Origin of the sequence: Empedobacter sedimenti, from assembly GCF_030005555.1 — a bacterium.
Lineage (GTDB): Bacteria > Bacteroidota > Bacteroidia > Flavobacteriales > Weeksellaceae > Empedobacter > Empedobacter sedimenti.
The window spans coordinates 32,073-46,273 of record NZ_JASCQG010000016.1 but is presented as its reverse complement, the minus strand read 5'-3'; the positions used below and the strand labels follow the sequence as shown (position 1 = coordinate 46,273).

The 14,201-nt window shown below is 30.2% G+C and carries 16 protein-coding genes; 6 read left to right on the top strand and 10 right to left on the bottom strand.

All coding sequences use genetic code 11. The features are described from left to right. Nucleotides 1-5 precede the first annotated feature (5 nt). The gene (locus QHG34_RS14100) at nt 6-437 is read left to right on the top strand and encodes an META domain-containing protein (RefSeq protein ID WP_282630872.1); all 432 of its coding nucleotides are present in this window, start codon (nt 6-8) and stop codon (nt 435-437) included. A gap of 50 nt (nt 438-487) precedes the next feature. On the opposite strand, the gene QHG34_RS14095 is transcribed toward QHG34_RS14100, so the two are convergent. The 5 genes from QHG34_RS14095 to QHG34_RS14075 form a co-directional block, all read right to left on the bottom strand. After that, on the bottom strand, nt 488-1,861 hold the full coding sequence (locus tag QHG34_RS14095; RefSeq protein ID WP_282630871.1) for an AAA family ATPase: 1,374 nt from the start codon (nt 1,859-1,861) through the stop codon (nt 488-490). A gap of 111 nt (nt 1,862-1,972) precedes the next feature. Beyond that, complete coding sequence (locus tag QHG34_RS14090) at nt 1,973-3,250, bottom strand: cation:proton antiporter (RefSeq protein ID WP_282630870.1); 1,278 nt, start codon at nt 3,248-3,250, stop codon at nt 1,973-1,975. Nucleotides 3,251-3,335: 85 nt separating this feature from the next. Continuing rightward, nucleotides 3,336-4,178, bottom strand: a complete 843-nt coding sequence (locus tag QHG34_RS14085) for a flagellar motor protein MotB (protein WP_282630869.1) — start codon at nt 4,176-4,178, stop codon at nt 3,336-3,338. Between the two features lie 187 nt (nt 4,179-4,365). Further along, nucleotides 4,366-4,821 (bottom strand): peptidoglycan-binding protein LysM, encoded by a 456-nt coding sequence (gene lysM / locus QHG34_RS14080; protein ID WP_282630868.1) that lies wholly within the window; start codon nt 4,819-4,821, stop codon nt 4,366-4,368. 62 nt (nt 4,822-4,883) lie between these two features. Further along, entirely contained in the window at nt 4,884-5,717 is an 834-nt protein-coding gene (locus tag QHG34_RS14075) for a coiled-coil domain-containing protein (protein ID WP_282630867.1), read from the bottom strand. 125 nt (nt 5,718-5,842) lie between these two features. On the opposite strand from QHG34_RS14075, the gene QHG34_RS14070 reads away from it, so the two are divergent. Continuing rightward, nucleotides 5,843-6,883, top strand: coding sequence for an asparaginase (locus QHG34_RS14070; protein ID WP_282630866.1), 1,041 nt, complete (start codon nt 5,843-5,845; stop codon nt 6,881-6,883). A gap of 56 nt (nt 6,884-6,939) precedes the next feature. Here the strand turns inward: QHG34_RS14070 and QHG34_RS14065 are convergent, their stop codons facing one another. Next, a complete protein-coding gene (locus QHG34_RS14065; RefSeq protein ID WP_320416885.1) occupies nt 6,940-8,313 on the bottom strand; it encodes a DHA2 family efflux MFS transporter permease subunit in 1,374 nt (457 codons plus the stop codon). 29 nt (nt 8,314-8,342) lie between these two features. Next, a complete protein-coding gene (locus tag QHG34_RS14060) occupies nt 8,343-8,783 on the bottom strand; it encodes a carboxymuconolactone decarboxylase family protein (protein ID WP_282630863.1) in 441 nt (146 codons plus the stop codon). 86 nt (nt 8,784-8,869) lie between these two features. Between QHG34_RS14060 and QHG34_RS14055 the strand changes: the two genes are divergently transcribed. From QHG34_RS14055 to QHG34_RS14045, 3 genes are read left to right on the top strand one after another with little or no spacing between them, the layout of a single operon-like run. Continuing rightward, nucleotides 8,870-9,526 carry a TatD family hydrolase gene (locus QHG34_RS14055; protein WP_282630862.1) on the top strand — a complete coding sequence of 219 codons (657 nt, stop codon included), beginning with the start codon at nt 8,870-8,872 and terminating at the stop codon, nt 9,524-9,526. Nucleotides 9,527-9,537: 11 nt separating this feature from the next. Beyond that, the gene (locus QHG34_RS14050; protein WP_282630861.1) at nt 9,538-10,263 is read left to right on the top strand and encodes a tRNA threonylcarbamoyladenosine dehydratase; all 726 of its coding nucleotides are present in this window, start codon (nt 9,538-9,540) and stop codon (nt 10,261-10,263) included. Between the two features lie 55 nt (nt 10,264-10,318). Continuing rightward, nucleotides 10,319-11,026 carry a hypothetical protein gene (locus QHG34_RS14045; protein ID WP_282630860.1) on the top strand — a complete coding sequence of 236 codons (708 nt, stop codon included), beginning with the start codon at nt 10,319-10,321 and terminating at the stop codon, nt 11,024-11,026. 74 nt (nt 11,027-11,100) lie between these two features. On the opposite strand, the gene QHG34_RS14040 is transcribed toward QHG34_RS14045, so the two are convergent. Genes QHG34_RS14040 through QHG34_RS14030 form a run of 3 tightly spaced genes read right to left on the bottom strand, consistent with a single transcriptional unit; the run spans nt 11,101 to nt 12,792 of the window. Beyond that, entirely contained in the window at nt 11,101-12,009 is a 909-nt protein-coding gene (locus tag QHG34_RS14040; RefSeq protein ID WP_282630859.1) for an ankyrin repeat domain-containing protein, read from the bottom strand. Nucleotides 12,010-12,011: 2 nt separating this feature from the next. Further along, nucleotides 12,012-12,290, bottom strand: coding sequence for a hypothetical protein (locus QHG34_RS14035; protein WP_282630858.1), 279 nt, complete (start codon nt 12,288-12,290; stop codon nt 12,012-12,014). Between the two features lie 7 nt (nt 12,291-12,297). Continuing rightward, nucleotides 12,298-12,792, bottom strand: a complete 495-nt coding sequence (locus QHG34_RS14030; protein WP_282630857.1) for a hypothetical protein — start codon at nt 12,790-12,792, stop codon at nt 12,298-12,300. Between the two features lie 270 nt (nt 12,793-13,062). Between QHG34_RS14030 and QHG34_RS14025 the strand changes: the two genes are divergently transcribed. After that, nucleotides 13,063-14,097, top strand: coding sequence for a DUF3667 domain-containing protein (locus QHG34_RS14025; RefSeq protein ID WP_282630856.1), 1,035 nt, complete (start codon nt 13,063-13,065; stop codon nt 14,095-14,097). Nucleotides 14,098-14,201 lie beyond the last annotated feature (104 nt).

Sequence of the window (14,201 nt, the reverse complement as noted above, 5' to 3'; positions counted from 1 at the left end):
AAATTATGAAGATATCAACTATTTTTTGTGCAACACTTATCGCAATGTTTATTGCAACTTCTTGTTCTACTACGACATCTGCTGTTAAACTAAAACCAAAGTCAGAAGTATCTATTTCTAATCAAAATTGGTTTTTAGTAAATGACAATGATGTTGTAAAAGGATTGTATGATAAGGATGTAAATTTAAAAATAGACGAAGCTAATTCTACTGTAACTGGTTTTTCTGGTTGTAATAATTTTACTGCTACTTTTACTAAAGTAAGTGGGGTTGTAAGTTTTGTCAACTTTTCTGAGACTAAAATGGCTTGTCCTAATATTGGTAAAGAAAAAGCCTTTTTATCAATGTTGAAGAATGTTAATCGTTACGAAGTTTCAGGAAAAGAATTACATCTTTATAAGGGAAATATTTTATTAATGACATTTAAAACGACTTAAGTTTTACAATAAATCAATAAAAAAGCGCTCAAATGAGCGCTTTTTCTATTTTATGATTCAACAGAAACTTGTGGTTTTTCTTCAGAAGCTTCTTCCGTTTGTTTAAACCCAATTTTAGTTACCGGAATTTCTTTTGTTTTCAAATAAAATTCTAAATCTCCATTAATTTCTATCAAACGAGCAGGAAAATCTTGTCCAACATTTTGCTTAGCTTCTGTTAAGAATATTGCTAAATGCTTCAAATAATCAGGTGTCAGCTTTGCTTTTGCTTCTTGGAATGCTGAAAATAATATCTTATCTGTCAATACGATATTCTTCGTTTCATCTTTGCGATACAATGCATACAAACGTTTCTTTAGAGACTGAGTAAAATCAATCAACATCGTATTCGAGAACAGTTTCATTTCCGCAGCATAAGGCGTCCAGAAATCTTTACTTAAAGCATTTTGATTCTTCAAAATGGTTAATAAAGGAGAATCTTGAGAAAGATTATTTGTAAGATGATGTAAAATTAATTGCTTTCTTTCATCCAAAGTTGGAGGAAAAATTGGAATGTGTAAATCAAATCTGCCAGGCGCAACAATTTCGTCATTTAGATTATTTAAAGATTCTGCCGAACCAACAATTAATAATTCTTGACGATCATCTTTCTGGATATGACGTAAAACAGAGTAAATTAACTCTATTGTTTCTGGATAAAAACTATTTTCGGTATTTGTTGTTAGTAAATCATCAAAAGAATCAATAAACAATAATGTTTTGGGTTGATTCATTTTTTTTGTCAAAAAATCAGAAAAAGCATTCTTCTTATTTTTATAGTTGCCCAATAAATAATCGTTGTAGACATGGACAAATTCGTAACCAATCATATCAGCTATTTTCTTTGCCCAATAAATTTTACCACTTCCTGGCGCTCCGTACAAAATCATTCCAGCTGGTTTAGAAATTCCCCAACTTTCTAATTGATTACTACTAATAAACGGATCTAACATATCTGTCAAGTAAAAATATAAATCTGTATATCCTACCAAACTTTTTGTCGCATAATCGTCGCATTTCGGGAAAGCTTCTTCAATAAAAGGATAGTTTCCACCGATGTAAGTATGTATTAAATAACTCGAAACGGAAGTTTTCATCTGTTTGGCAACTTCTGGAGGAACACCACTTGAAATAAAAAACTTAAGTACATCATCATTCGTTACTCCAATTGTTTTTGCTATTTCTTCTAATGTTTTTTCTTTAGAATAATCGTCTGCATATTTTTTTAAGAAGTCAACATTTTTCTCTGAAAACTCTTGAAACTGTGGTGTTACATTAAAATTTTCGTCAATACAAAAACTTAAATCAATATTAAAGTCGTTGATAAAATTTTGTAAACTACCAAGTGATATATTAAGATGATTTGATAAATCTTTTAACTGCATTTTATTGGGTTTTAGCTTTAAAATTAACGAATAATTTATTGATAGCTAAATCTATATTTATAAAATTCCGTTAAATAAAAAAGCAACTTTAATTAGTCGCTTTCTTAATTTCTATAAAGTAGCTTCTCCTTCCTTTAAATTATCTGACTCCTCTTTTAACACTCGTTGAGCTACTTTACCAACCGAAAGACCTTGCACAACGATAGAGAACAATACGACTATATATGTAATCTCTAATAACAAATCTTTCCATTCCGAGTTTGGCATCGAAAGAACTAATGCAATTGAAACCCCTCCACGAATTCCTCCCCAAACTAAGACAATTAACGAACCTCTTGAAAATGTATTTTTTCTTAGAAGTGTACGCGCGGGGATTACAATAGATAATGTGCGAGATAATAAAACAATAAAAATAGTTGCAATACCTAACAAAATTTGATCCATTAAATCTTCGATTAATAACAATTCAAAACCTATAAATAGAAACAAAATTGCATTCATAATCTCATCAATCAGCTCCCAAAATTTTGCTAAATAATCTCTTGTTGTACTACTCATTGCTACTTTTTTACCATAATTGCCAATGATTAAACCTGCAATTACCATGGCTAATGGACTTGAAATATGCAATTCTTTAGCGATTAAAAACCCTCCCATTACAATGGATAAGGTAATTAAAGCAGAAACTTTATAATCGTCTATCTTTTTCATTGCGTTAGAAGCTGTAAATCCTAAAAGAATTCCTAATAAAATTCCACCCCCTGCTTCTAATAAAAATAATTTCGAAACACTTATAAAATCTGCATCAAAGCTAGGATTTGTAGCTATCTGTAAAACAACGGCAAACATTACAACGGCAACACCATCGTTAAATAGAGACTCTCCTGTAATCTTAGTCTCGATCATTTTAGGAACTTTTGCTTGTTTCAAAATTCCTAAAACTACGATTGGATCGGTTGGAGAAATCAATGTTCCGAACAATAGACAATAAATATATGGGATTTGAATACCAAAGTATGGTGCCAAATAATATAAAATACCCGAAATAATGAATGCTGAAAGTACGACAGAAATTGTAGCGTATGTGGCTATTGTCCACCTCAAATTTTTTAGATCAGAGATATTTACATGCATTGCGCCTGCAAAAAGCAGAAAATTTAGCATGGCTCCCATCAAAATTTCATTGAAATCAAGGTTATTAAAAAGTTGAAATAAATCTTTTGTTGCATCAGGAAAATAATTATCTCCCAAAAGACGAATCGCTACCGAAACAAGCATCGCAATAATCATGATTCCGATTGTTCCAGGTAATTTCAAAAAACGAAGGTTAACATAAGAAAACAACGCCGCAAGAACTATTAAAACTGAAAAAGAATAGTAAAGTTCCATTTTGTATATAAATTTTAAAAAAAGTTACAAAAAAAGAGCCACTCTAAAGTGGCTCTTTCTATAATAATTTAATTTATTTATCAAATTAGTTTTTTGGAGCTTGCCCAATTAAATCCATAAATTGATCTAATTTAGGTAAGATGATAATTTGCGTACGACGGTTTTTAGATTTTCCATCAGCAGTTGCATTTGTAGTTAATGGGTTGTATTCTCCACGACCACCAGCAGTTAAACGTTTTCCATCAACACCATATTGGTTTTGTAATGCTTGTACAACAGAAGATGCACGTAAAGCTGATAAATCCCAGTTATTACGGATATTTGGTTTAGAAATTGGCACATTATCTGTGTTACCTTCAATTAATACATCGTAATCTCTGTAATCGTTAATGATTTTTGCAATCTTGCTTAAAGTTTCTCCTGCAGCAGGCGAAATTTCGTAGCTACCAGATTTGTATAACATATTATCCGCTAACGAAATATATACAACACCTTTTAATACTTTAACATCTACATCTTTTGCTTCGTTACTAGATAAAGAACGCGTTAAGTTGTTTGTTAAAACCATATTCAAACTATCTGATTTGCTTTTCGCATCAATCAAGTGTTTGATGTATTTATTTGATTCGTTGATTTCTTTTACTAACTCAGAAACGTTTTTAGAACCACCATTAATACAATTCTTTAATTGCTCTTGTAATTGTTTAATTTGATTTCTTTCGCTTTGTACTGTGTTCTCAAATTGTCCTTGGTTACTTTCGAAATTAGCTAATTTAGCTTTCGCTACAGCTAATTCAGTTTGACAACCTTGGTTTTCAGAATAAGCTGAATTGAATTTGTTTTGTAATTCATCATACTTCTTCTGACTAACACAACTAAATAAAGTTGAAGCAGCGATTACCGCTACTGGCAAAATTGAAACTTTCATAATTATTTTGTATTTCAGTTATACGAATATATGTTATTATTTTTTTATTGAAACTACTAATCCTCAAAAACCGTGCTTAAAAATAAAAAAACTCCTAATTAGCAAGCTAAGTAGGAGTTTTAACGTTAAAACTCCTAATTAGCAAGCTAAGTAGGAGTTTTAACGTTAAATATGATTTTATATTATCTTAATTCTGTGGAATATATAAAACTTGACCTGGATAAATTTTATCCTCGTGTTTTAACATTGGTTTGTTTGCTTCGAAAATTTTTGGATACTGCATTGGATCTCCATAAACTTCTTTTGCAATTTTAGATAAAGAATCTCCACTTTTTACAGTGTACATTGTTTTAGAAATGTCTGGGATTTCAATAGTTAATGGAGTTTTCAACGTTAATTGATCTTCCACTACCTCTACTCCATCTACGTTACCAGCCGTAGCTAAGATTTTTTGTTTTTCGTCGATGTTTAAAGCTTGACCAGAAATAACGATTTTTTCGCCGTCAGCAGAAAACGTAACGCTTGATAAATCGAATCCTTGTTTCGCAACATGCTCTTTAACTTTTGCTGCTTTTTCTTCTGGAGTATCTGCTCCACCGAATAATTTCTCTCCGGCATTTTTAATAAATGAAAATAATCCCATAGTGAGTTGATTTTAAAATATAATTTTTGTTGTTATTGTAAATATAATGATTCTAATATCAATTATCGTGCAATTGATGAATATTTCTTCTTTAAATTTTCAGTTGTTGTTCTTTGTTGTTGAATTTGAGAAGTTAACTGACTAATTTTTGCGTCTAACCCTTTATCGTTTTCTTCTGCAGCTTCAATTTTTGCGTTTAATTTCACGACTTGATCTTCGATAGCTCGCAGCGAATTCTCCGCTTTTATTTTCTTACTTGTCAAACTAGTAATAGTCTTATCAGCCGAAGCTTGCTCTAATTGATTGGTTACTAAATCTAACTTTTCGCCTAAAAGTTGCTTTTTATTTTCTAATTTCAATAAGGTATTATTATCTTTTAAATATGATTTGATTGAATTTCCTTTTTTCATCTGTGCTGCAGCATTTTCGGTTGTCAGCTTAATCATATTTTCGTTCCCAAGTCGCAAATCATTTCGTAAACAAGCCTGTTTAGTATGTACGCCCAAATCTTGTAATCGTCCAAAAATTTTATCAAACTCAGGCGAGCTAGACGAAAACTGCATCCCATTTTGGTCTGTCAATGTATTAATTACAGTTGTTTTTCCGTTTTCTTCTTCAACTAAATTGATGGTTGATTTATACACATCTTGCGAATTTTTGAATGTGATATTATTTGCTTCATGTTTCTTCAAGAATCCAGATGAACCGCCTTTATTTGAAACCCAATTTTCCCACGATTTTGAAATTATACTTGCCGAACAATTTTCTGTTGTAAACGCAAACGATTTTAATTGTTGACCATTTAATTCATATTCTACTTCAAATAAACCCTCGTCGTTCTGCGCATTTACAAGACCAGAAGTTGTAATTAGAATGGCTAAAAGAATGTTTTTCATTTGTTAAGATTTTAAATTAATTTGGACAATAAGATGTAACAAGTTAATAAAAAAATGAGTGTAATAAAGCTCTTGTACATATTTTTTTTAATGCATAATTTTAGCCTAAATTTTAATTGACCGCAATGCAAACAAAAATATTATTAATTTACACTGGAGGAACTATCGGAATGGCTAAAGATTATGGCGATCAGTCATTGAAACCATTCAACTTTGATAATTTATTAAAACAAATTCCTGAATTAGGATTGTTAGATTGTTCGTTCGATTATTATAGTTTCAATACACCTATTGATTCTTCTGATATGAAACCTGAATATTGGGTAAATATTGCTGAAACAATCAAAACTAACTATGTAAATTATGATGGTTTTGTTGTTCTGCATGGAACTGATACTATGGCTTATACAGCTTCAGCTATAAGTTTTATGATTGATAATTTAGAGAAGCCTGTCATTTTTACTGGTTCGCAATTACCAATCGGCGATTTGCGTACAGATGCAAAAGAAAACTTGATCACTTCTATACAATTGGCTTCGCTTCGAAAAAAAGACAAACCAATTATTCAAGAAGTTTGCATCTATTTTGAGTATAAATTATTCCGTGCAAATCGTGCTACAAAAATTAATGCCGAAAACTTTGATGCTTTTGAATCGCCGAACTATCCAATAATGGCAGTTTCTGGTGTACATTTAGAAGTTAAAGAAGATTTGTTATGGAAAAAAGAAATAAAAGGACCATTATCAATCAATAAAAATCTGAATGCTGATGTAGGAGTTTTAAAGATTTTTCCTGGAATGAATAGAGCTTTTATAGAAAGTGTTCTGAACGCTCCAAACACAAAAGCATTTATTATCGAAGCTTTTGGTACAGGAAATGTTTTTACTGATGATTGGTTTATTGATTTATTAAAAGAAGTAACAAACAAAGGAATTCATCTTATCATCAATACGCAATGTGCGGGCGGAATGGTAGAGCTTGGACGTTATGCAACAAGTGATGCGTTGCTAAATATGGGTGCAATTTCTAGCTATGACTTGACAATGGAAGCTGCAATTACCAAAGCAATTTATTTATTAGGTCAAAATTTATCAAAAGAAGAGTTTAAAACACAATATGAAGCCAATCTGAAAGGCGAACTTCGTCATCATTTTTACAATGATTAATTGAAACAATATAAAACGAAAAAATCTCTACTTGGTAGAGATTTTTTTATGATGTATTATTTCTTCCCTGACATCGAAGCGCCATCTGATTCTTTTAATTGAAAAAAGATGTAAGTAGATAAGATTGTTAAAACTCCTAAAGCTAAAAACGAATATCGAAAAGCTTGAACTTCTACTCCACCTACAAAACCTGCTTGTCTAAAGATTCCTAAAATCAACGCAGCTGTAGAAATTCCGAATGTTAAGGATAATTGTTGTGTTACAGCAAGTAAGCTATTTCCTTCGCTAGATGTATTTTCGTTTAAATCTGCTAAAGACAAAGTATTCATCGCTGTGAACTGAATTGAGCTAAAAAATCCATTCAAAATCATCAATGGAATGATATAATAAATCGGTGATTCAGATTGTAAGAAAAAGAATAAACAGATAATTAAACCTAATATTATTGTATTTGATATTAGCGTATTTCTGTAACCAAATTTGTTTACAATTGGTACTACGAAAGATTTTGCTATGATATTACTTGCAGCAGATGGAATCATCATCAAACCAGCTACTGTTGCGGTATATCCATAACCTATTTGCAATAACAAAGGAATAAGAAAAGGCATACCTCCAATTCCTAATCGTGTGATTAAATTACTTACAAGTCCTATTCTTAATGTTCTAATCTTAAATAAATTAAGATCAATTAAAGGATGTTGTTTATGTTTTGCATGATAGACATAAAGACCGACTAAAAAAGCTGAAATTAAACTCAAAGCAATGATCATATTCAATCCTATTACGCGTGACGAAGTTAATTCCATTACCAATGTTAATACAGTAATTCCTCCACTAAAAAGAATTAATCCTCTAATATCAAACTTAAAAACAGGATGTTTAAAATCTGGAATAGCAAATGTTGTCATCCATAAAGCAATTATTCCAAACGGAATATTAACTAGAAATATCCAATGCCACGAAAGTGTTTCAACTAAAACACCGCCTAAACTAGGACCTAACAATGGACCAATTAATCCCGGAATTGTAATAAAATTAATTACTTTCAGTAGCTCTTGTTTCGGATAAGCATATATTATTGCTAATCGAACAACTGGAACCATCATCGATCCCCCGATTGCTTGAACAATCCGCGAAATAACTAAAAAAGGTAAATTTGTTGCAAAAGCACACAGTGTTGATCCTAATGTAAAAATAAAGATAGCTAACTGAAATATTTTTTTTGTTCCGTATTTATCCGAAAGCCAACCACTAAGCGGAATTAACAAAGCAACTGTCAATGTATAAGAAACAATAATCGACTGTATTTCTAAAGGCGATTTTCCTAATTCTTTGGCAATTGTAGGTAGAGAAGTATTCAGAATTGTACCATCCAAAGCTTGCATAAAAATTGCCATAGCACCTAGCCATGGCAAAAATTTGAGCATTTTTGGATTTATATTGTTTGTTTCAATCATTATATTTCGTGAATCATACGAGTAGAAACTGCTATTCTATTCCATGTGTTTATTACGCCAATTTGCATAATAATTTGTGCAATTTCATTATCATCAAAAATAGTTTTAGCTAAATCATAGGTTTCAGTTGTTAATCCTTTTTCAGAGATTAAAGTTACTTCTTCTGTCATTTTTAGAACAACTTGTTCTTTTTCATTAAACAAAGGAGATTCCCACCAAGCACTAACAGCAAAAATTCTACGTGCATCCTCGCCATGTTTCATCGCTTCTTGCGTATGCATATCAATGCAATAAGCGCAACCATTAATTTGTGAAGCTCTAATTTTAATCAACTCTAATAATGTTTTACTCAATTTTGAAGTTGATAAATATTTCTCTAAACCAAACATTGCTTCGTAAGCTTTTGGTTCTAATTTTTGAATATTAATTCTTTCTGACATTTTATGATTTTTAATTCAATATCACCCTCAAAATTCGTTCCCTTTTACAGCTTTCAAAAATGAATAAAATGAATTATTTTTGAACTATGTTTCTCAACGCACATACACATCATTTATCTCATCAATCGGATGTTTTGGATTTGTACAATCAATTTCCGGAAGCAATAAATGATGAAGCACAATTATTTTCGGTTGGGATACACCCAGCTTATATCAAAACCTCATCAATAGAAGAAGAGTTAGAAATTATTCTTCAAAATTTGAGTAATAAAAATTGTTTAGCTATTGGCGAAATTGGTTTAGATAAATTATGCGAAACTAATTTTGAGTTACAAATTGATGTTTTTGAACGCCAGTTGCAACTCGCTTCAGAATATCATTTTCCGGTAATAATACATTCTGTAAGAGCTTATCAAGAGATTTTGCACATTCGTAAAAAGTTAAAACTTACGATTCCTTTTATTTTTCACGGTTTCAATAAAAACGAACAAATCCTCAATCAGATTGTTGCGCAAAATTGTTATGCATCTTTTGGTAAAAATCTTCTTTATAACAAAAACTTACAAATTATATTTGCAAAACTTTCGGCAAATCATTTTTTTTTAGAGAATGATGCCAGCGAGATTTCTATCAAAGAAATTTATACAATTGCAGCCGAAATAAGAAATAGTACAATAGAAGAATTACAACTTCAGCAAGCCGAAAATTGGAAATCAGTTTTTGGATATGAAGTTTCATATTAAAAAATTTATAAATGGCAGTTTGGCAAGAAAGAGCTGAATTATTATTCAAAGAAGAAGGTTTAGAAAAACTTAAAAATTCAAATGTATTAATTGTTGGTTTAGGTGGTGTTGGCTCTTTTGCCGCAGAATTTATTGCACGCGCAGGAGTCGGAAAAATGACTATTGTAGATGGTGACACTGTTGACATTACCAATATTAATCGTCAATTACCAGCTTTACATTCTACAGTAGGTCAAAACAAAGTTGATCTTGTTGGTGATCGTTTGATGGATATTAATCCTGAATTACAATTAACACGTATCAACGAATTTTTGAGTCCAGAGCGCACCCACGAAATCGTTACAACAGATTTTGATTATGTATTAGATTGCATCGATTCTGTAACACCAAAAGTCAATTTGATTATTGCTGCAAAACGTAAAAAAGTAAAAGTAATCAGTAATATGGGTGCTGGTGGTAAATTTTTGGCTAGTAAGGTACAAGTAAAAGATATTAGCAAGACAGATGTTTGTCCGTTAGCTAAAAATATCCGCAAACGCCTAAAGCAAGAAAAAATATCGAAAGGTGTAAAAGCAGTTTTCTCTACCGAAGCTCCCGACGAAACCTCAGTAAAATTAACTGATGGCAAAAATTATAAAAAATCCTTTTACGGAACAAATTCGTGGATGCCTGCTTTGTTTGGATTACACTCAGCAGAAACAGTGATTCAATATTTATTAAAAAAAGAAAATAATTAATCACATTGTTAAAGTTTTAATTAATTTAGTTGAAAATTAACCCATAGTAGGAAAAATGAAAGTCAATTACGATTATATCACATACGAAGATGTTATGAGAGCTCGTCAATTTATGTACGAGCAGGCGCTGGAGCAAAATGCAACAAATTCTATTCTTAGTACAGCAAGAGAATTGTTTGGAAATAGCAACTTTGAAATGTGTATTAAAATTTGCGAAGGTTTGTTAGATGCTAAAGATCCAAAACAATTATATGATGCAAAAAAATTAATTGCTTTGTCATATTATAGCTTACAAGATTATGAAAATGCAGATAAGGCTTTTTTTGAATTGGCTCAGAATTCGGATAATTCGGATGACTGGTTCAATGTAGTGATTACTTCTGCTATGAATAAAAATTTAGAGCGTAGTCAAGAATCTTTTGGTATTGCATTAGAAAAATATACAAAATTTGGACACCAACGTAATATGCCTTCGGTACAGTTGATGTTACATTATATGATAACATTAGAAACGATTGAAGAATACGCTTTGGCAATGGAACAATTTACGATGTTAGCTCAGGTTTATGCTAAATTGAAAAAGACAGACGAAAAATTCTTAAACTCACGTGGTTTAGAACAAATCGAAAACTTTTTAGAAACTGCAAAACCAGTTTTGAAAAAAGCAAAAAAGAAAGAATTAAACGATATCAAAAAAGAATTATTAGATTCTCTTGACGCAAATGGCGTTGAAAAAGTAGAAGCTTTTTTTGCTGAGTTTTAAGAAAACTATTTTTACAAAAAATAATAAAATCCACTTCGGCTGAAGTGGATTTTTTGTTAATTATATATTAGTGATTATCTACTATGTTGTTTAATATATGCTAGATTTTTTTTATAACTCTTTTCTCCTAAATCATTTTTGAAATTAACCGACATTCTATCTCTTTCATTTAATTTCTCATATAATTCAACTCGATGCTTTGAAGCTTCTAATTCATTTTCTTGATAGGGAAATTTCACATTATATTCTTTTATTAATCGCTGCTTGAATTCTACTAAATCATTTGACACTTTATTATTTTCAGAAAACTTTTTCTCTTTATACTCAACATAAGTTGCCAAAGGACACAACGAAGTTCCGCTAATTATAGGCTTTCCTCCTTTATCTAAAAAATAATTAGCCAACTCAAAACTATCATGTGTTGCAGCATCCATAATATTTTTCCCATAAAAAGATTCATGGTTGATATCAGCACCATTATTCAATAAAAAATCAATCATTTTTCGCTCTGTTTTCTCGTCTCCAAGAAACATTGCTTTTACCAAAGGAGCAACACCAACCGAAGGATTAATATTTGCTTTGTACTTTAATAATAAATTGATCATATCATAATTATTAATCGATACAGCATGATTTAAGGTTGTTTCAAAATCTACATCATTACAAACTAAATTTGGATCAGCTCCATTCTTTAAAAGAAACTCCATCCCATTTAAATCCTCTATTATTGTAGCATACATTAAAAGTGAATAAGCCTTCTTATCATTCAAATGATTAAGTTTAATTTTATCAGAATCAATATAAGTTTTCAATTCTTCATACTTTCCATCAAATAATAATTGTGCAGCTTCTAAATCTTTACCATCAAACATTTTTTCTGGCGGATATTGTGTTCTATTCTGAGATTCGCGAGAACGTAATGTTTTGTCTATACAAGATGTAATGCTCATTGTGATCAGTATTAAGATTAATAATTTTTTCATGTTTAACTATTGTTAGCAATTACAGTCGTGTTCATTGTTTCCATCATTGCATTTATCGCATCATCATAAGCGCTATGACCTGCTCCGAACATTTTCAAACTCATTCCTTCATTGTTTTCTCCATAGCCATACATTTCATTTTGTTCACCAATTACTCGAGGTACAGCTCCTGTAAGACTTCCTCCAATACCTACTAAATTCAACAATTTACCTAATCCTCTAGTTGGTAAGGTTGCAATTGTTGCGAGTAAACCCTCACGATTATTTTGTAAAGCATTCAAAATATCATTACTTGTGCTGTAATTTATAAGATTCCTTTAAGATATTTATTAATTTTGGTAACTCTTCATTCAATTTTAATCGTATTAATTGAAAATTTCGTGAACTATAATTTTTTGAAATAATGGAGTTAATTTTGGTTTGAACAAGTTCTTGATATGTTTCTATCTCTTTAATTAATATTTTAATAGATTCTTCATTATTAAAACATTCACTATTCAAAATTTCTAAATCCAATTCATCATTGTGGATTAAAGTTTTTAATTTATCTTGAAGATATTCTTTTAATTCACAAAGTTTCTCATCATATTTATTTAATTGTAAAGGTTCTTTATCAAAAAGATGCTGTTCAACATTAAATAAATCTCTCATAAAACGACTTTTACCAGTATTTTTTGGCCCAATGAAAATGTTGATTCTAGAAAGATTATTCAAACTATTATCTTCCTCACCAGTAGTATATTGTTTTGCAACTTCCGTTTTAAGCTGTAAAGATTTAAACATAAAATTTTCCTATAGATTTTTACTAAAATACAATATTCTGTAAAATTAAAACAAAAGCTTTAACTAATGTGATCCTGAAACGAGTTCAGGATGACTTAACACATCGTCAAGCAGAATTCATTTCAGCTTCGCATTAAATTTAGACATCACAAAAAACTTAGAAAGACAAAAAAGCTAACTTTCTTAATCTATATTTAATCAAATATTTCTTCGTGGTTATTTCAAAATAAATAATCTTTTTATAGATTTATCATCACTAAGAATTAACACATGAGTCACGGAAAACCAAGAGAAGATCATAATTGCCAAAATTGTGGACATTACGTAGAAGAACATTATTGCACACATTGCGGACAAGAAAATGTAGAAACACGTCAACCGTTTCACTTTTTATTTACTCACTTTATCGAAGATTTTGTTCATTATGATGGAAGTTTTTGGCAAACGATTAAAAAACTATTTTTGAAACCAGGAGTTTTAACCAAAGAGTATTTAAGTGGTAAGAGAAATAGCTCTGTTAATCCTGTTAAAATGTACATTTTTGTCAGTTTTGTTACGTTTTTTCTTATTTCCGTATTTCCTTCAAAAAATCAATTCGTTAAAGAGAAAGTTGAAACTACCGAAACAACTATATCTAACAAAAAAATTGAAAATGCTGTAAATGCAATCACTGATACATTACAAAACAAAGGTATTACTACTGTTGAACAAGGTGCGAAAATAAAATCTGAATTTGAAAAGAATAAGGAAATCAATTCTTTAGATGATTTGAATACAGAAACTATTTCTGAGATTGAACAAGGAGTAAAAAAACAAGCTCCAATTCTTCATCCAATTATAAGTAAATATAAAGAGATCAAGCAGAACAAGATCTCAAACGAGGAATTAAATGAAGTTATTACTGAAAAATCCTTGCATCTTATTCCAAAAGTTTTATTTGTGTACATGCCTTTGTTTGCTTTCTTCTTATGGATTTTTTACAACAAAAAGAAATGGTGGTATTTTGATCACGGAATTTTTACACTGCATTATTTTACAGTAATTCTTTTATCAATTTTGGTAATTTTTCTTTTGAATAAACTTTCAGATTATATTGATAATAATGCTTTATCAGCCATAATAGCTTTAATTAATACATTGATTGTTTTATATCTAATTGTTTATTTTTTCCTTGCGTTAAAAAAACTTTATAACCAAGGATTTATCATTACAACAATTAAAGGTGCTATACTTTTAGGAATTAATACGTTTATTTTTTCAATAATTGTTCTTGGAATTATTTTGTATTCATTTCTTCATGTTTAATAAAGATTTCTCGATACTACGGAATGACAAATTCAAAAAACAACAACATAAAAAAGCCTCGCAAATGCGAGGCTTTCTAACTTCTAATATCTAGATTCTAATTT

Excerpts from the sequence above, each read along its gene's own strand:
- QHG34_RS14045 (WP_282630860.1), top strand. The coding sequence starts at position 10,319 with ATGAAAGTCAATTACGATTATATCACATACGAAGATGTTATGAGAGCT.
- lysM (WP_282630868.1), bottom strand. The coding sequence starts at position 4,821 with ATGGGATTATTTTCATTTATTAAAAATGCCGGAGAGAAATTATTCGGT.
- QHG34_RS14070 (WP_282630866.1), top strand. The coding sequence starts at position 5,843 with ATGCAAACAAAAATATTATTAATTTACACTGGAGGAACTATCGGAATG.
- QHG34_RS14060 (WP_282630863.1), bottom strand. The coding sequence starts at position 8,783 with ATGTCAGAAAGAATTAATATTCAAAAATTAGAACCAAAAGCTTACGAA.
- QHG34_RS14040 (WP_282630859.1), bottom strand. The coding sequence starts at position 12,009 with ATGAAAAAATTATTAATCTTAATACTGATCACAATGAGCATTACATCT.
- QHG34_RS14025 (WP_282630856.1), top strand. The coding sequence starts at position 13,063 with ATGAGTCACGGAAAACCAAGAGAAGATCATAATTGCCAAAATTGTGGA.
- QHG34_RS14050 (WP_282630861.1), top strand. The coding sequence starts at position 9,538 with ATGGCAGTTTGGCAAGAAAGAGCTGAATTATTATTCAAAGAAGAAGGT.
- QHG34_RS14095 (WP_282630871.1), bottom strand. The coding sequence starts at position 1,861 with ATGCAGTTAAAAGATTTATCAAATCATCTTAATATATCACTTGGTAGT.
- QHG34_RS14075 (WP_282630867.1), bottom strand. The coding sequence starts at position 5,717 with ATGAAAAACATTCTTTTAGCCATTCTAATTACAACTTCTGGTCTTGTA.
- QHG34_RS14100 (WP_282630872.1), top strand. The coding sequence starts at position 6 with ATGAAGATATCAACTATTTTTTGTGCAACACTTATCGCAATGTTTATT.
- QHG34_RS14030 (WP_282630857.1), bottom strand. The coding sequence starts at position 12,792 with ATGTTTAAATCTTTACAGCTTAAAACGGAAGTTGCAAAACAATATACT.
- QHG34_RS14090 (WP_282630870.1), bottom strand. The coding sequence starts at position 3,250 with ATGGAACTTTACTATTCTTTTTCAGTTTTAATAGTTCTTGCGGCGTTG.
- QHG34_RS14065 (WP_320416885.1), bottom strand. The coding sequence starts at position 8,313 with ATGCTCAAATTTTTGCCATGGCTAGGTGCTATGGCAATTTTTATGCAA.
- QHG34_RS14055 (WP_282630862.1), top strand. The coding sequence starts at position 8,870 with ATGTTTCTCAACGCACATACACATCATTTATCTCATCAATCGGATGTT.
- QHG34_RS14085 (WP_282630869.1), bottom strand. The coding sequence starts at position 4,178 with ATGAAAGTTTCAATTTTGCCAGTAGCGGTAATCGCTGCTTCAACTTTA.